At 54.1% G+C, this 17,937-nt stretch carries 12 protein-coding genes; 3 read left to right on the top strand and 9 right to left on the bottom strand.

What is annotated here, in order from left to right; all coding sequences use genetic code 11:
• The 7 genes from QFZ34_RS00120 to QFZ34_RS00090 form a co-directional block, all read right to left on the bottom strand.
• Nucleotides 1-750: a FadR/GntR family transcriptional regulator gene (locus QFZ34_RS00120; RefSeq protein ID WP_370878656.1), complete on the bottom strand. Its 750-nt coding sequence runs from the start codon at nt 748-750 to the stop codon at nt 1-3.
• A 479-nt stretch (nt 751-1,229) separates the two neighbouring features.
• Nucleotides 1,230-2,834: an ABC transporter ATP-binding protein gene (locus QFZ34_RS00115; protein WP_115053691.1), complete on the bottom strand. Its 1,605-nt coding sequence runs from the start codon at nt 2,832-2,834 to the stop codon at nt 1,230-1,232.
• A gap of 1 nt (nt 2,835) precedes the next feature.
• Nucleotides 2,836-3,966, bottom strand: a complete 1,131-nt coding sequence (locus tag QFZ34_RS00110) for an ABC transporter permease (protein ID WP_115053692.1) — start codon at nt 3,964-3,966, stop codon at nt 2,836-2,838.
• A complete protein-coding gene (oppB, locus tag QFZ34_RS00105) occupies nt 3,959-4,882 on the bottom strand; it encodes an oligopeptide ABC transporter permease OppB (RefSeq protein WP_115053693.1) in 924 nt (307 codons plus the stop codon). Before oppB ends, QFZ34_RS00110 begins: the two co-directional genes overlap by 8 nt.
• Before the next feature lie 54 nt (nt 4,883-4,936).
• Nucleotides 4,937-6,532 (bottom strand): peptide ABC transporter substrate-binding protein, encoded by a 1,596-nt coding sequence (locus QFZ34_RS00100; RefSeq protein WP_307275282.1) that lies wholly within the window; start codon nt 6,530-6,532, stop codon nt 4,937-4,939.
• 386 nt (nt 6,533-6,918) lie between these two features.
• A complete protein-coding gene (locus QFZ34_RS00095) occupies nt 6,919-8,517 on the bottom strand; it encodes a peptide ABC transporter substrate-binding protein (protein WP_115053695.1) in 1,599 nt (532 codons plus the stop codon).
• 233 nt (nt 8,518-8,750) lie between these two features.
• Nucleotides 8,751-10,217, bottom strand: coding sequence for a cryptochrome/photolyase family protein (locus QFZ34_RS00090; protein ID WP_307275278.1), 1,467 nt, complete (start codon nt 10,215-10,217; stop codon nt 8,751-8,753).
• A gap of 143 nt (nt 10,218-10,360) precedes the next feature.
• On the opposite strand from QFZ34_RS00090, the gene QFZ34_RS00085 reads away from it, so the two are divergent.
• On the top strand, nt 10,361-11,548 hold the full coding sequence (locus QFZ34_RS00085; RefSeq protein WP_307275276.1) for a TIGR02281 family clan AA aspartic protease: 1,188 nt from the start codon (nt 10,361-10,363) through the stop codon (nt 11,546-11,548).
• 288 nt (nt 11,549-11,836) lie between these two features.
• Here QFZ34_RS00085 and QFZ34_RS00080 read toward each other — a convergent pair whose 3' ends face one another.
• Together QFZ34_RS00080 and QFZ34_RS00075 are read right to left on the bottom strand one after the other, a co-directional pair.
• Entirely contained in the window at nt 11,837-13,462 is a 1,626-nt protein-coding gene (locus QFZ34_RS00080; protein ID WP_307275274.1) for a cisplatin damage response ATP-dependent DNA ligase, read from the bottom strand.
• Nucleotides 13,462-14,478: a ligase-associated DNA damage response exonuclease gene (locus QFZ34_RS00075; RefSeq protein WP_307275273.1), complete on the bottom strand. Its 1,017-nt coding sequence runs from the start codon at nt 14,476-14,478 to the stop codon at nt 13,462-13,464. Before QFZ34_RS00075 ends, QFZ34_RS00080 begins: the two co-directional genes overlap by 1 nt.
• Nucleotides 14,479-14,659: 181 nt before the next feature.
• Here QFZ34_RS00075 and QFZ34_RS00070 point away from each other — a divergent pair, with 181 nt between their 5' ends.
• Both QFZ34_RS00070 and pdeM read left to right on the top strand, forming a co-directional pair.
• Complete coding sequence (locus QFZ34_RS00070) at nt 14,660-17,179, top strand: ligase-associated DNA damage response DEXH box helicase (RefSeq protein ID WP_307275271.1); 2,520 nt, start codon at nt 14,660-14,662, stop codon at nt 17,177-17,179.
• Nucleotides 17,176-17,892, top strand: a complete 717-nt coding sequence (pdeM, locus tag QFZ34_RS00065) for a ligase-associated DNA damage response endonuclease PdeM (protein ID WP_370878655.1) — start codon at nt 17,176-17,178, stop codon at nt 17,890-17,892. Before QFZ34_RS00070 ends, pdeM begins: the two co-directional genes overlap by 4 nt.
• The last annotated feature ends 45 nt before the right edge of the window (nt 17,893-17,937 follow it).

Genomic DNA, 17,937 nt, shown 5'->3' with positions numbered 1-17,937 from the left:
CTAAATATGAACTCGGTTTTTCTGGGTTTGTTTTTTCAGGTTGGCGGCGCCGCGCTTCAGGTCATCCTCGACTGTGGCGATCAACTTCAGTGCCTCTGCTCTGGCAGCAATAGGATCGCGCGCGGCTATCGCATTGAACAAGGTGCGATGGTAGGGAAAGCTGGCATGACCGAAGTCGCGCACGCCAAGCGGGTGCTCCCAGAAGCGGTGAAACATTTCATACATGGCAGCGATAATCTGCTCGAATAAAGGATTGCCAGATGTGCGGAAGACAGCCAGATGGAAGTCCCAATCCTCATCGGCGGACATGCCATGGCGTTCATGAAATGCTTCTTCCATCCTGATCAGTTTTTGCTCGATCATGGCGATATCCGCATCGCTGACACGTGCTGCCGATAGAGCCGCCGCCTCAGCTTCAAGACCCCGGCGAATTTCCAATGTATGCATTAAGCTATTGAAATCATTGCCGGATGCAAGAGTAAGCGGCATGTGCAGCATATTGCGCGTAACGGCTGCCTTCAAATAAGTACCACTGCCCTGCCGCCGCTCCACGAGGCCCAATTCCTGCCAGCGGGTGAGCGCTTCGCGGACAGTTGTCCTGCTCACCTTCAAGCGCTCGGCAAGGACACGTTCCGTCGGTAAACGGTCGCCTGGCACAAGCCCCTCATCCGTCACAAATCCAACAAGCGCCTGCAAAACCGCATCGTCCCGTGAAGATGTATGAACTGGAGAAAGGATCTGGCTGATCAAGCGACGCTCTTTCTAAATTGGTTGGACCATTGTGCCAATTGAGCACGAAAGAAACCAGGAGTCAAACAGGAATGTCAGGAAGCCTGTGGGACTTGCCTGTGCTCCTCGGGTGAATTGGGTGAGCAGCCTCAAAAGTTAGTCCAGCGACAAGGTGATGAGTTTTCCGCATAACCATGGAGGCAAATGCAAAACGCCCGCTTGCGGGGACAAGCGGGCGCTTTCAGAAAGCGTCAATATCCAGATCGGGCATCATTCAACCGACAACAACTAAATTGCATGCGTAGGTTGTATTTTTGGGTAAAAATCGACGATTCTTCAGCAAAATTCCGCCCTTTTGCGGAAAAAGTCTTCCCAGTTCAAATAAAGTCGGGAAGAACTCCTGCCTTTTTGTGGTTTTCCAGGTAGGCACGGAAAATCGCTTCGATTTTTTCCCGTGCCTGTCCTGTGTGAAGCTGGATCACGCCTGGTTTTGCCCCCGGTTAATCGAGATCGAAAGCAGCACCAATGAGCGTCTTTGTATATTCATGATGCGGGCTTTCAAATATGTCTTCGGTCTGACCTTCTTCGACGATTTTGCCGTTCTTCATCACCACCACATAATCGGACATGGCTTTGATGACCGCCAGATCATGGCTGATGAAAATATAGGACAGTCCATGCTTTGACTGAAGATCACGCAATAGTTCGATAACCTGTCCCTGCACCGAGCGATCCAGCGCGGATGTCGGTTCATCGAGGATAACGACCTTCGGCTTCAAAATGATAGCGCGGGCAATGGCGATGCGTTGCCGTTGTCCGCCAGAAAACTCATGCGGATAACGGTTGCGGGCAGCGGGATCCAACCCAACTTCCTTCAAGGCGGCAACCGCCCGTTTGTCACGGTCTGATCGGCTTAGTTGCGGCTCATGGATGAGCAGCCCCTCTGTGATGATTTCACCAACAGTCTGCCGCGGCGAAAGCGAGCCGTAAGGGTCCTGGAATACCAATTGCAACTGTTTGCGCAATGGCCGCATGGCGGACCGGCCAAAGCTCGAAATATTCTTGTCGGCGAAATGATAGTGGCCACTGCTCGGCAAGAGACGCAGCAGAGCGCGACCCAAGGTCGATTTGCCCGATCCGGATTCCCCCACGATGCCGATTGTCTGGCCTTCCTGAAGACGGATAGTCACGCCATCCACAGCACGGAAAAGCGTGTGGGCACTGGTAAGGAACCCTCCACCTATTCTGAAGTCGACGGAAACATTGCGCCCTTCAAGCACGACAGGAGCGGTTTCCGCCGGGGGAGCCTTGCTGCCGCTGGGAACAGCGTCCAGCAACATTTTGGTGTAGTCTTCCTGCGGCCGTTCGAAGATTTGCTCGACAGTGCCTCTTTCGACCACTTCACCTTTGCGCATCACAACCACAGTTTCGGCAAAATGTTTCACAATGCCAAGATCGTGGGTGATGAGCACGATGGCCATGCCAAACCGCTTTTGCAGGTCGCGCAGCAGGTCCAATATTTGCGCTTGAATGGTAACGTCGAGCGCAGTTGTGGGTTCGTCGGCGATCAAGAGGTCGGGCTCATTGGCAAGCGCCATGGCAATCATAACGCGCTGGCGCTGGCCCCCCGACATTTCATGCGGATAAGAATTGATGCGCCGCTCAGGCTCAGGAATGCCGACAAGCTTGAGCAATTCCAGCACACGCACCTTAGCCTGTTTGAAGCTGAGACCCTTGTGGTGAACGATAGGCTCGGCAATCTGCCGCCCAATCGTATAAAGCGGATCAAGCGAGGTCATGGGTTCCTGAAAGATCATTGTGATCTTTGAGCCGCGGACCTTATTGAGTTCCTTGATCGGAAGCCCGATCAATTGCTTGCCGCGATATTCCGCGGAGCCGGTGACTTTGCCATTGGCTGCAAGCAATCCCATGATACCCATCATGGTTTGACTTTTTCCGGAACCTGACTCACCGACGACGGCAAGCGTTTCTCCGGCCTTCACATCAAGGTCAATGCCCTTGACGGCATTCACGTCACCATCCGGTGTTGTGAAGTCTACTTTCAGTCCGCGAACGGACAATATGGTTTCATTCTTGTCCGTCATCTCAGCGGTCCTTCGGATCGAGTGCATCGCGCAGCCCATCGCCGATGAAGTTCAGCGAGAACAGTGTGACGACAAAGAAGATGGCGGGGAAAATCAGCAGCCAGGGTGCAGACTGCATTTTGTTGGCTCCTTCGGAAATCAAAGCGCCCCAGCTTGTCAAAGGCGCTTGAACGCCAAGGCCGAGGAACGACAGAAAGCTTTCCAAAAGAATGACCTTCGGCACAACCACTGTGACGAACACAATGACGGGACCAATCGTATTTGGAATGATGTGACGACGGATAATCTGCCAGTCAGTCAAGCCCAATGCCTGTGCAGCGCCGATGAATTCGCGGCGTTTCAAGGCCAGGGTCTGGCCACGCACGATACGCGCCATGTCCAGCCACTCAACGGCACCAATGACGAGGAAGATGAGAATGAAACTTCGCCCGAAGAACACGACGAGGACAACGACAAGGAACACGAAGGGCAGTGAATAGAGAATTTCGACAAGGCGCATCATGACATTGTCGACACGCCCGCCAAGATAACCCGATATGGCACCATAGGTGACACCGACAGCCAGCGAAACGAGGCTGGCCAAAAAGCCGACAGCAAGGGATATCTGGCCGCCCAGCATGACACGGGCAAGCAGGTCGCGCCCGTTATTATCAGTACCAAACGGGAAATATTCGCGATTGACATCGCCCGTCAATTTCAGAGTTGCGCCACCATCTTCCGTGGCCGCAACCTGTGTATTGTCGAATTCATTGGCGCGATCGAAATAGCGCGTTGAACGCGGGTCAATCGGCTTGTCGGAATGGATGGTTGCGGTGAATGTGTTGCCGTCCACGGCAAATTCGCGCAACTCAACTCTGGCGCGGTCGGCGACGCCTTTCATCACTTCACCAAGACTATCCGCCTTGGGAAGCGGCTCGATGCTGGGTGGCACCGTGACATAGGACGAGAACACCTGATCATAGCTATGGCTGATGACATAGGGCCCGAGGAACGAGAAAACAGTGATCAGGAACAGCAGAATACTGCCCGTCATTGCTGCTTTATTGCGGCGGAAGCGAATGGCAGCCAGCTGGAAAAGACTGCGGCCTTTGGATTCTTCCGGTGGAATAATTGTTGCAGGAATATCAGTCATGACGAACCCTCGGATCGAGAAGGCCGTAGAGAATATCGACCACTAGATTGAATACGATGACAAAAATGGCGACGAGGACGACGGTTCCCATCACCAATGTGTAGTCACGATTAATGGCGCCGAGGACGAAATAACGTCCGACACCGGGAATGGTGAAAATGCTCTCCACGACAGCGGAACCTGTGAGAAGCGCGGCAGCACAGGGTGCCAGATAGGAAACCACGGGGAGAAGAGCGCCGCGCATGGCATGGGTGATCACAACAGAGCGGGAGGGCAATCCATAAGCCTTGGCCGTTCGAATATGGTCGGCATGCAGCGCCTCAATCATGGACCCGCGCGTCAACCGTGCAAAAACGGCCAGCTGCGGAAGCCCAAGCGTTATGACGGGCAATATCAAAAACGGCCAAGAGCCGTCTCCCCACCCTCCTCCGGGCAAAAGCGAGAATGTCAGTGAAAAAATCAGCAGAAGAACCGGGCCGACAACGAAGTTCGGAACCGTGACACCGGTCGTTGCGACCGACATGGTCAAGAAGTCAAAAAATGAGTTTTGCCGGAGTGCTGCCAGGGTGCCGACAAGCACGCCGCCGATGAGCGCGAACAGAAGGGCAAAACTGCCCAGCTTGACCGAATAGGGCAGGCCTTTGCCGATGAGTTCGGCAATCGTATTGTCCTTGTAAATATAACTCGGCCCGAAATCGCCGGTAACGGCGTTCTTCAGATAGTTGAGATACTGGTTCCATAGAGGCTGATCAAGATGATAGGCCTTCATGAGATTTTCCATCGTCGCCGGTGGCAATGGCCGCTCAAGATTGAAGGGCCCTCCGGGCGCAAAGCGCATGAGGAAAAACGAAATGGTGACGACAATGAACAATGTCGGCACCGCGCTCGCCAGTCGGCGAAGGATGAAATGGAACATGGGCTACTCTCCAATCATGGGCGCAATCCGTAAACCGGATCGCGCCTCAAGGTCTTATTCCGTGACGCTAAAATATTTGCTGAGATGGTCGTTCGATCCGTTATCCACCCAGCCCTTGACCTTGTTCGACACAAGCCAGAGCTGTCCAAAATTCATCATGGGTGCAATCGGCTGGTCACGCAGAACCATGGCTTCGGCTTCATGCAAAAGCTTGGAACGGGCGGCCGGATCTTTCTCGGTGTAGGATTTTTCGACCAAAGCATCATATTCGGGATTGTCATACCGGCCGTAATTAAAGGTCGGATTTTTCTTCATGTTGATTGTCATGAAGTTTTCCGCGTCCGCATAATCGGCTGTCCAACCTGCACGCGCCACATTGAATTTTCCGCCTTCCTTCAGATAGGCGTAATGGGCGCTGATATCGATCTGCGAGAGAGTGACCTTGGCGCCGAAGACCGTTTTCCACATATCGGCGACGGCGGTGGCCACAGCTTCGTGGTTGGGGTTTGTATTGTATCTGATCTCGATTTCGAGCTGCTTGCCGTCTTTGCCGTAACCGGCTTCCTTCATCAGTTCGATAGCTTTGTCTTCGCGATCGATCTGGGTCCACGTGGCAAAGTCTGGCTCTTCCGGTTTGCCATAATTGGTTATACCGAGAGGGACCAATGAGTAGGCTGGTAGCTGCGCACCCTTGTAGATTTCCCGCGAGAGGAAGTCGCGATCAATTGCCATGGAAAGCGCGCGCCGGACGCGGACGTCGTTGAACGGTTCTACGCGTGTATCAAATGAGTAGAAATAGGTAGACAATGCCGGATTCACATGGACCTGATCCCCATATGAGGCGCGCAGGCGCTCGATCTGGTCTGCCGAGAAATTATAGACCAGCTGAATTTCACCAGCTTCAAAACGGCGGACTGCCGCTGCCTGATCTTCGGTCGGATAGAAGATAACCTTATCCAGCTTTACATTGGCGGCGTCCCAATAATCCGGATTTTTGACAGCCGTCAGATGATCGTTCTGCACATGCTCGGCCAGTTCAAAAGCGCCGTTGGAAACCAGCTTGCCGGGTTTGATGAACTCGGCACCATTCTTCTCAAGGCTTGCCTTATTAACCGGCAGGGCAGTCTGATGCGCCAGTAGCTGAAGGAAGAAAGGCGTCGGGCGTTCGAGCGTTATTTCCAGGGTTTTGGCATCGAGTGCCTTCATGCCCAGCTCTTCAAGCTTGGCCTCACCCTTGTTCACCTTCTCGGCATTCTTGATCGGATAAAGAATATTGGAATAGCCGGCTGCTGTTTTGGGATCTTCCACGCGCCGGAACGAGAATATGAAATCCTCGGCAGTGACAGGCGACCCATCGGACCAGTTGGCTTTAGGGTTGATCTTGAATGTATAGACAGTGCCGTCATCGGAAACCGTCCAGCTTTCGGCTGCGCCGGGGACGATATCGCCCGCCGCATCATAGATCGTCAGTCCTTCATACAAATCTTTCAGAATGAACGCCTCGATCTCCAGAGAAGTCTGCGAGGGATCAAGTGTCTGCGGCTCGCCGCTATTGCCACGGTGCAGGACAGCTTCCGCCAGTGCCGGAGCAGCGCCCAAAAGCAGCGAGGCAGCGACTACTGTTGTTAAAGTGAACTTTGAAAAGTACATCTTATGAAAACTCCTATTTCTGCCCAAATTCTACAGTGCTTTGGCTGAGCCTGGTTCTTGGTGCGTGGTTCGACAAGCTCACCATGAGGGAGGTTGAGGACTGCACGAGCGCAGATTTGCAATGTCGCAATTATCATTGCAGCTCACAATCTTCCTCATGGTGAGCTTGTCGAACCACGCACAGCACCTTTGCAGAGGTTTTAATGCCAGACCGCCACCTGCAAAGTGAGCTTGTCGAAGGGCGAACCATGCATAGAGCCTTTGCCAATCCTCATGTGAAATGAGGTGGCGTCCAAAATCATGTGGATTTGAGTTTTGTAAATTTGGCACGGGACATCGGTAAGCGGAATGTGGGTGACCGGCGGCCACCCACATTCAGGCTTTCCTTATTCTGCGATGCTCAGATATTTGCTCAGATGTTCATTGTTGGGGTTGTCGCCCCAACCCTTGACCTTGTCGGCAACGAGCCAGAGATTGGCATCGTTCATCAAGGGAGCAATCGGTTGATCGCGTGCGATCAATGCTTCAGCTTCGTGCAGGATCTTGGAGCGCGCAGCAGGGTCACGTTCCGCATAGGACTTCTTCATCAGCGCATCAAATTCCGGATTTTCATAATGTCCGTAATTGAAGGTCTTGTTGGTGCTGACGTTCAGATTGAGGAAGTTTTCGGCATCCGCATAGTCGGCGGTCCAGCCTGCACGGGCGACGTTAAACTTGCCGCCTTCCTGCAGATAGGCGTAGTGCGATGAAATATCGAGATTCATCAGCGTTACGGTTGCGCCGAAAGTCTTTTTCCACATATCGGCCACGGCTGTTGCAACACGCTCATGGTTTGGATTGGTGTTGTAGCGGAGTTCGATGTTGAGCGGCTTCCCGCCTTCGCCATAGCCCGCCTCTTTCATCAGCTCGACAGCCTTGTCTTCGCGATCAAGTTGCGAAAGGCCGGCAAAATCTGGCTTCTCGGGATCGCCATAGGATTCAAGGCCCGGAGGAACGAGCGAGTAGACCGGCAATTTTGTGCCATCGTAAATTTCGTTGGCAAGGAAGTCACGATCGACAGACATGGACAAAGCGCGGCGGACGCGGACGTCATTGAATGGCTCTGTGCGTGTGTCGAATGGGTAGTAATAGGTTGCAGCTGCCGGAGTGACATGAACCTGCTTCGGATTTGCGGCGCGCAGGCGGTCAATCTGATCGGATGAGAAGTTGTAAACGAGATCGAGTTCACCCGCCTCATAACGACGGACATTGGCTGCCTGATCGTCGATTGGATAGAAGATCACCTTATCCAGTTTGACATTGGCGGCGTCCCAATAATTCTCGTTCTTGACGACGGTCAGATGATCATTCGGCACATGTTCGGTGAGCTTGAATGCGCCATTGCCGACCAATTTGCCGGGCTTGACGAATTCAGCCCCGTTCTTCTCGAAGCTCGCCTTGTTGATTGGCAGCGCTGTCTGATGCGACAAGAGCTCGATGAAGAAAGGCGTTGGCTGTTCGAGGGTGATTTCCAGCGTCTTTTCATCAACGGATTTTACGCCAAGCTCTTCAAGCTTTGCTTCGCCCTTATTGACCTTCTGCGCATTCTTGATCGGATAGAGAATATTGGCATAGCCAGCAGCAGTCTTGGGGTCTTCGACACGTCGCATGGAGAATACGAAGTCTTCAGCCGTTACCGGCGAGCCATCGGACCATTTTGCATCCGCGCGAAGCTTGAATGTGTAGACGAGACCATCATCGGAAACGGTCCAGCTTTCTGCGGCACCGGGAACAATCTTGCCATCGGCATCATAGACTGTGAGACCTTCATAGAGATCTTTCACGATGAATGCTTCGATATCAATCGAGGTTTGGGACTGGTCGAGTGTCTGTGGCTCGCCGCTATTGCCGCGATGGAGCACAGCTTCAGCCAGGGCCGGGCTGGCGCCGAGCATGAGTGATCCGAGCAGCAGCGCGGTGCGGAAATTAAGTTTCATTAGGGTCATTTCTTGTTCCTTCCCCTCTAAGAGAATTGTGAAGAGCTGAACAAATGCCAAAATTTGCCGCAAAGCAAGGAGGCTCTAATAGTTTCGACGTAATATTTTGGTTTAATAAGAGTTACGGGGGCGTCAAAAAATATTGCACTATATGGACCCAAGGGCCATTTTACGCCATTTTTGCGTGCTGATGCGCCAATATTGACCCTGCAATATTTTTTTTCGTTTATGTGGAAAACCCGTCAGCGTGTGCGTGAATAGGCTTCCAGAGCGCGTTTTCGCGCTGCGCCATGCTCCACAATCGGGCCGGGATAGTCTTTGTCGAGTTCGATATTTGCCGAGTTCAGGACGACAGCCGGTGCGGTCCATGGTCTGTGCAAATATTTATCCGGCAGGTCTTTAAGCTCCGGAACAAACTGCCGGACATAATTTCCCTTTGGATCGAATTTTTCGCCTTGGAGGATGGGATTGAAGATACGGAAATAGGGTGAAGCATCCGCACCCGATCCTGCAACCCATTGCCAGCTCGCGGCATTGCTGGCGGGATCGGCATCGACAAGCGTATCCCAGAACCATTTCTCCCCTTCCCGCCAATCGATCAGCAGGTGCTTAATCAGGAACGACGCCACGATCATCCGCACCCGGTTATGCATCCAGCCGGTCTGCCAAAGCTGGCGCATGCCGGCATCGACAATGGGATAGCCGGTCCTGCCGGTTTTCCAGGCATTAAAATTTCTGGCGCTGCTGATCCACTCAAAACTATCGAAGCTTTCGTTGAAATTATCCTCATGCAACTTTGGGTTGTTGAAGAGGAGATGATAGGAAAATTCCCGCCATCCCACCTCTTTGCGGAATGTGTCGAGTCCGGCATTTTGGTCCTTTATTGCCGGTGATTTTGATGCATGCCAGATCTGAAATGGCGTGATTTCACCATGGGCAAGATGCGGCGACAGGCGCGAAGTGCCCTCTCTGCCGGGCAAATCCCGGTCATTTTTGTAAGACGCCGCCCTATCCTCCAGAAAATCCGCCAGCTTTTGCTTCGCCCCCTCCTCGCCGGGCGTCCAATCATGATGAAACGCCTTTGCCCAATCCGGCTTTTCTGGCAGCAGGCGCCAGTCGCGAAGATCGGCGGAAGCAATCTCGCCAATCCATGGCTTCAGCTTTGCCGGTGCGGGAACCGGATCGCGCGGCTCCGGGCCGCCTAGAAATGCGCGCCAGAACGGCGTGAAAACGCGGTAATATCCGCCCGCTCCTGTTTTGAGCGAATAGGGCTCATGCAGCAAATGCCCGTCAAAGCTCTCTGCTCTCAAGCCTCTTTCGAGCAATCGCGCTTTGAGCGCAGTATCGGTTTCGATTCCTGCCGGATCATATCGGCGGTTCCACAGGACCATGTCAGCCTTGGTCTGGCTAATAAGCTCATCGACGATGGCTTGAGTCCGGCCCTGTCGCAAGATCAGCTTTGCGCCAATTGCCTCAAGCGATCTGGTCAGCGATGTGAGCGAGTGGTGCAGCCACCATTGCCGCGCACCACCCAAGGGCCTTGTCGATACGGCGGTCTCTTCATCGCGGACAAAGACCGGAATGACAGGCTTTCCGGTCTGGGAGGCAGCATAAAGCGCGCGATTATCCGCCAGGCGCAAATCATGGCGGAACAGGACGATTACCGGTTTTTCGGTTGTATCACTTCCGATTTTTCTGACCATATTCATTCAACCACGTCGAGCATTGCGTGCACATAATGCAACTGCCATTGTTTTTGTTTGCCGGGCAATCCCATTTCCTATAAACTTTTGAATGTAGATTTGGTTGCCTGATTATTCATTGCCATTATATTGATATTAAAGAGATTTTTATGCTCAAAGCTGATATGGAAGACCGTAATGGCGGCCCGCCACGCTATAATGCATGGCGTGAATATGCGGCCATCACCACCGTCATTTGCATTTTGATCGTTGCTGTCGCCGCCTTCTTTTGGGGCGGTGATCTTTTCCCTTCAGATTTGCAACAATTGACTGCGGCCAAGCCGGTCGAAGTGCGGGATTCCCAGCCCAACCTCGAACTTGCCAGGCTTTATGCGCGTTATGAAATGAAGCCACTACCGGCGGAGATTGCCAGAAAATCTCCGATTGCAGGGCAAATCGCAAGGCTGCAAAGCGAACCTTGCGACTGGAACGTCACTTATGATTTTGCAACGGCATTGAAAAGAGAGAGTTATAGCCGCGAGAGCGCGAGGGTTTTTCAATCATACTCCAACAAATGCCGACCATCAGATGTGGCACTCTATAATGCGGCAGACGCCCTGTATGGACTGAGCGATTTCGACGGCGCGCTCAAAATCGTTGATGACCTGCTTGTCATGTCCCCTGACCTTGCGCAATTCTACTATCTCAAAGCGCAAATTTTAAGCGATGCAAAGCGCTACAAGGAAGCGATCAACGCATTTGAATCGACGATTGGTCTGACAGATAATCTGGAAAACATAAGTGGCGAAGTGTTTCGTCAGATGTCCCTGAGCTATGTTGCACTCGGCGACTATTGTGGTGCGATTACCCCCATCCAGATGTGGGTATCGATCAATCCAGCTGAAAATGACACGGCGCGTTCACAGACAATGCTGAAGGACTACACTTCAAAGGGCAAATGTGAGCAGCAATATGCCAAGGGTAAAGACCGTTTTCCCATTACGGGAAAGAATGTCATCCGGGCAACCGTCAGCATTAACGGTGTGGCAGGCAACTTCATTGTCGATACAGGCGCAAGTTTTGTATCGATAAGCAGGGATTTTGCGACGCGCATCAAACTGCCGCTTTCAGAAGATTTCACGGTGCGTATGCAAACGGCGAATGGCGTGTCTCTGGCCCAACACACATCCGCATCGAAGGTCAATATTGGCAATGTCGAAGCCAATGACGTGGCGATGATTGTCATGGCCGACAAGAAAGCACTCGGCGATGAGATTGACGGGCTTTTGGGCCGTTCGTTCCTCTCCAGATTCAATGTGACTTTCGGCCCGAAGGCTTGGGAGATTCAAAGCAAGTAGTCGGTGGTTTGCCATATGTTTGCAGTGGTGCTGTGTGTGGTTTGCCCTTCGACAAGCTCAGGATAGCTCAACATAAATTTTGCAATTATTGCTGTGCGTGGTTCGACAAGCTCACCATGAGGAAGGTGATTTGATCGCAGGGAGTCAGATCTTGCAAGGTTGGCGACCAACTTGCAGCCCATCACATTCCCTCATGGTGCTATCCTGAGCTTGTCGAAGGGCAAACCACGCATAGCACCACTGCAAAGGCTCTCTCATAACCTTCATGGTGAGTTTTCCTGACCGGTTTCAGACCAAGGGCTGGTCGTCGCGCAGCATTGCTTCAAGCGTTTCCAGCCGGTCCGCCTCGATGGGCGGCTTGTCCCATCGCAGGCGCGATATGCGCGGGAAACGCATGGCGACGCCAGACTTGTGCCGCTTAGAACGGTTAAGCCCTTCAAAAGCAACCTCCAGCACCAGACCGTGCTGGGGTTCGGCCCGCACCGAGCGAACCGGCCCAAAGCGTTCCGTTGTGTTGTTGCGCACGAAAGCGTCAAGTTGTTTCAACTCTTCATCGGTGAAGCCGAAATAGGCTTTGCCCACCGGCACCAGATGCGGCTCTGTTTCAGGTCCGGTCCAGACTGCAAATGTGTAGTCGGAGTAATAGCTCGACCTTTTACCGTGGCCGCGCTGCGCATAGACCAGGACCGCATCAATGATGAATGGATCACGCTTCCACTTGAACCAGGGGCCTTTCGGTCGTCCGGGCACATAGGTGGAAGAGCGTTGTTTCAACATGAGCCCTTCAATGATGGGATGCGGCGGTGTCTTGCGCAGTTCCACCAGATCGTCAAAATGATCATAGGCGATGAGTGGCGAAAGATCGAACCGCGTCGGCTCAAGCTGCTTTGCGAAAGCTTCAAGCCGCGTGCGCCGCTCTGCAAATGGCAGGGTGCGAATGTCATCCCCGCCATCGACAAGCAGATCATAGAGCCTGACAAAGGCAGGATGACTTTCAAGCTGCTTGGCTGAAACCGTCTTTCGGTTGAGCCGTTGCTGGAGATCGCCAAATGCGCCGATCTCCATTTCATTGTCTCCGCTTCGCGCTACTAGCAACTCGCCATCAAGCGTGCCTTCAAATGTCATATAGTCGGCAATATCGGGAAAGGCGTGGGAAATGTCGTCACCGGTGCGCGAGTAGATGCGGCGCTGCCCCCGTTCGGAAGTCAACTGAACCCTGATACCATCCCATTTCCACTCGGCAACATATTCTCCGGCATTGATGCGTGAGTAATCGGGCTCCTCCAAAGGCGTGGACAGCATGACGGGGCGGAATGGCGCAGCACTGAGGCTTTCAGGCTTTTCCGCGCTCTTTTCCAACCAGGCAAAGAGCGGTTGATAGGGCGGGGTCAGCCCATGCCATAGCTCTTCGATCTCGGTGACATCGACTTGCCCGAACTGGGCCAGAGCCTGCTTTGCCAAGCGGGCTGAAACACCAATGCGCATGCCGCCTGTTACCAGTTTCAACAATGCGTAGCGCGCAGATGCATCAAGCTGATCCAGCCATTTTTCCACCATGCGGACGGCATCGCTGCGCGAGGCACGCTCAAGAGCCGTCACCACATCGCCAAGTGTTGGCACACTGTTGGAACGTAAAGGCTCGTCAGCGGACCAGACGAGCGAAATAGTCTCGGCAAGATCACCAACATAATCATAAGAATAGGCGAAAAGCTGTTCATCCATGCGCTCTGCGATGAGAGTGCGCAGCATGGCCGGTTTGACATTGGCGATGTTCAGATCGCCGGTAATGGCGGCAAGTGCCAAACCGCGATCAGGGTCTGGCGTATCGCGGAAATAATCGGAAAGCAGGGTCAATTTTCCATTGCGTGAGGGCGTCAATACGAGCCTGTCGAGAAGCGCTGCAAATTCTTCCATTAATCGCCCTCATCTTCATAGCCGACAAGGTGGAGCGGTCGGGCTGCATATCCATTCAGATCACACCAACGGACCAGGGCCTCCTCACGCCCATGCGTGACCCAGACCTGCTCCGGATCAAGTTCGGTGATTGTCTGCGTCAGTTCATCCCAATCGCAGTGATCGGAAAGAATGATCGGGAGTTCGACACCGCCTTGACGCGCACGCTGGCGAATACGCATCCAGCCGGAGGCAAAGCAGGAAACGGGATCGGGGAAACGTCTTGCCCACCTGTCCTGAAAGGCCGATGGAGGCCCGACCACAATGGTTCCGGCAAAGTCCGGCGCGCTATCCTTTTCCAGTGTGGCGGGGGCAAGAGGCCCAAGCTTTATGCCCTGCGTTTCATAATAGTCGCAAAGCTTGGCCAGTGCCCCGTGAATATAGATCGTCTGATCATATCCGGCATCGCGCAACAGGCGGATCACGCGCTGCGCCTTGCCAAGCGCATAGGCACCAATGAGATGCGAACGCTCGGGAAATTGCTCGACCGATTTGAGCAGCTTTGCCATTTCATCGCGGCTGTCCGGGTGGCGAAACACCGGCAGGGCGAAGGTCGCCTCGGTGATAAAGACATCGCAGGCGATGGGTTCGAAACCGAGGCAGGTGGGGTCGCTGGCTCGCTTGTAGTCACCCGACGCCACAATGCGCATGCCATCCTTTTCAACAGCAATTTGCGCAGAACCCAGCACATGCCCGGCCGGATGAAAGCTGATAGTCACGCCATTAAGCCCGGTGGTTTGGCCAAGCTCTGCCGCTTGCGTTTCGCCAGCAAAATCCGCTCCATAACGCAAGGCCATAATATCGAGCGTTTGCTGTGTCGCCATGACCTTGCGGTGGCCGGAACGGGCATGATCGGAATGGCCATGTGTGATGAGGGCGCGCTCAACAGGACGGATCGGATCAATGTAAAAATCACCGGCTGGCGAATAGAGACCGGCAGGTGTGGATCGCAGAAGTTCTTCGGGTCGTTTAACCAAGCTGATGTTCCGTTTATGCCGTGTTGCATTGCCGTCGAACCACGCACAAAGCTGTTGCCAAAATACAGAACGAAGATAGGGCATAATTGGCTCCATGCAATCTTCGTAAATGCTCCATCACATTGCATTCTTGCCAAAAGAAAACTTGGCGCTTTGATGCCGGACCACTACATTCGCCCCAGTGAAAATCAGCAAAGCACCCACCGCCGACACCGGCTCCGCCCTTTTGCCTCCGCTTTTCCTGAACTGGTTTCAGGCCAAGGGCTGGTCGCCGCGTGCCCATCAGCTGGAACTGCTTGAGGCGGCGCAGGCAGGGCAGTCGACCCTGCTGATTGCCCCAACCGGTGCGGGCAAGACGCTGGCGGGTTTTCTCCCCTCGCTGGTCGATTTAGCCCAGCGCGGCAAAAGCAATGCAGCGAGCCGCGGCATTCACACGCTCTATATTTCGCCGCTCAAGGCGCTGGCCGTCGATATTCAGCGCAATCTTGCCAAACCTATCGAAGAAATGGGGCTTGGCATAAGGCTTGAAACGCGCACCGGCGACACGCCTGCCCATAAGCGCCAGCGGCAGAAGCTGGCGCCGCCCGATATATTGCTGACTACGCCGGAGCAATTGGCACTGCTGATTGCGGCCAAGGATGCAGGGCGGTTTTTCGAAGATTTGCGCTATGTCATCTTTGATGAATTGCATTCGCTGGTAACATCGAAACGCGGGCATCTTCTATCGCTGGGACTGGCGCGATTGCGCCGCCTGCAACCGGGATTGCAGACAATCGGCCTGTCGGCAACCGTTGCCGACCCTGATGAATTGCGCGGCTGGCTTGTGCCGCAAACCGATGGCTCGCCCTTGGCAAGTCTGGTCAAGGTTGAAGGCGGTGCAAAACCGCATATCACCATTTTGCAAACGGAAGACCGGGTTCCCTGGGCGGGACATTCGGCGGTCTATGCTTTGCCGGGCATATATGAAGCAATCAAACAGCACGCCACGACGCTGATCTTTGTCAATACGCGCAGTCAGGCGGAGCGCTTGTTTCACGATCTTTGGATGGCCAATGAGGATAATCTGGCGATTGCGCTGCATCATGGCTCACTCGATGTAAGCAAGCGGCGCAAGGTGGAACAGGCGATGGCTGCCAATGCCTTGCGCGCCGTGGTTGCGACTTCGACGCTCGATCTTGGTATTGACTGGGGTGATGTCGATCTGGTCATTCATGTAGGCGCGCCAAAGGGCGCGAGTCGCCTTGCGCAAAGGATCGGGCGTTCCAATCACCGGATGGATGAGCCATCGCGGGCGATACTGGTTCCAGCCAATCGCTTCGAAGTTATGGAATGTCAGGCGGCGCTCGATGCCAATTATATCGGGGCGCAGGATACGCCAGCCTTGGGCGAAGGTTCGCTGGACGTATTGGCCCAGCATGTGCTGGGCATGGCTTGCGCCGATCCATTTCAGGCGGATGAGCTTTATGCGGAAGTCACCACCGCTCTGCCCTATGCCGCTTTGCCGCGCGATACATTTGACCGGATTATTGAATTTGTCGCGACGGGTGGCTATGCGCTGAAAAGCTATGAACGCTTTGCAAAAATCCGGCAGGCGGCAGATGGCTCATGGCGGGTGACGCATCCGCGTGTCGCCCAGCAATACCGTTTGAATGTCGGCACAATCATTGAAGCGCCTTCGCTCAATGTGCGGCTGACACGGCAGCGGGGCAAGGGCAGCAATGTGCGCGGCGGGCCGGTGCTTGGCAAAGTCGAAGAGCATTTTATCGAGGCGCTCAGCCCTGGCGATACGTTTTTCTTTTCCGGCCGCGTGCTGCGGTTTGAGGGAATACGCGAGAGCGAATGTATTGTGTCCAAGGCGGATGGTTTTGACGCAAAGATACCTTCCTATGCGGGCGGCAAATTTCCGCTGACCACTTATCTCGCCGATCAGGTGCGCAATATTCTGGCGGACCCGGCTCGCTGGGGCGCGCTGCCCGATCAGGTGAGCGATTGGCTGCGGATCCAGAAGGAAAAATCCGTGCTGCCGCAACCGGGAAGCCTTCTGGTGGAAACATTTCCGCGCGGCGAGCGATCCTATATGGTAATCTATGCCTTTGAAGGCAGGCTGGCGCATCAGACGCTGGGCATGCTTTTAACGCGCAGGCTGGAGCGGGCAAAGGCGCGGCCGCTCGGCTTTATCGCCACCGATTATGCGCTGTCGATCTGGGGCCTGCGCGACATGGGCCGCATGTTCAAAAAGGGCGAGCTACCGCTTTCGGAACTTTTCGACGAAGACATGCTGGGCGATGATCTGGAAGCGTGGCTGTCGGAAAGCTTCATGCTGAAACGAACCTTCCGCAACTGCGCGCTGATTTCCGGTCTCGTTGAGAAGCGGCATCCCGGACAGGAAAAGACCGGGCGGCAGGTGACGGTTTCCACCGATCTGATTTATGATGTGCTGCGGGAGCATGAGCCGGATCACATTCTCATTCAGGCAACCCGCGCCGATGCGGCGACTGGACTTCTGGACATTCGCCGCCTCAGCGATATGCTGGGGCGAATCAAAGGCCATATCATCCATAAGGATCTGGACCAGATTTCGCCGCTGGCCGTTCCAGTCATGATGGAAATCGGCAAGGAACGTGTTCCCGGCGAAGCGCATGAAACCTTGCTTGAAGAAATCGCCGAAGAATTGACCCGGGAAATGTCGGACCATTCATGAATCTCGTATCGCAAATAACCAAGACGATGTTGCATGGGGCGGCCGAAATGGTTGTCGCCGGGCATAGATGCGTTTGCGACCCTTCCGGTGCCATGTATCTGGAAGATGACCGGATTCTTGTCGTATCGGATTTGCATTTCGAAAAAGGTTCATCCTTTGCGCGGCGCGGCATGATGCTGCCACCCTATGATACGGCAACAACGCTTGCCGCCTTGGGGCGAGTGATCGCGCGCTACAATCCTGCCAGTGTCATCAGCCTTGGCGACAGTTTCCACGATGGAGAGGCGGCTGCGCGCTTGCCGGAGCAATATGCGGCGCAGCTCGGTTCACTGATGGCTGGACGCGAATGGGTATGGATCACGGGAAACCATGATCCGGACCATCCTGCGGAGCTTCCGGGTGAAACATTTACCGAATTGGCTTTCGGTAATCTGATCTTCCGGCATGAACCCTCCAAACGCCCCTGCCCCGGCGAGATCGCCGGGCATCTGCATCCAGCTGCCAAAGTGGTTCGCCGCGGACAGGCGGTGCAACGCCGCTGTTTTGTCAGCGATCGCTCCCGCATGATCATGCCGGCTTTCGGCGCCTATACGGGCGGCATGAATATTCTCGGACGGCCATTTCACGGGCTGTTCGATGCACAGGCCATCATCGCCTATATGCTTGGCAGCAAGCGGGTCTATCCTATGACCGCCAAGGCGCTTTATATTTGAGTGCTGGCTTTGCTGTTTGAAAAAATCAAACAAATGCCTTATATC

This window comes from Phyllobacterium ifriqiyense (genome assembly GCF_030817885.1).
Classification (GTDB): domain Bacteria; phylum Pseudomonadota; class Alphaproteobacteria; order Rhizobiales; family Rhizobiaceae; genus Phyllobacterium; species Phyllobacterium ifriqiyense.
The sequence above is the reverse complement of the archived record's forward strand: the minus strand, read 5'-3'. Positions and strand labels throughout refer to the sequence as shown.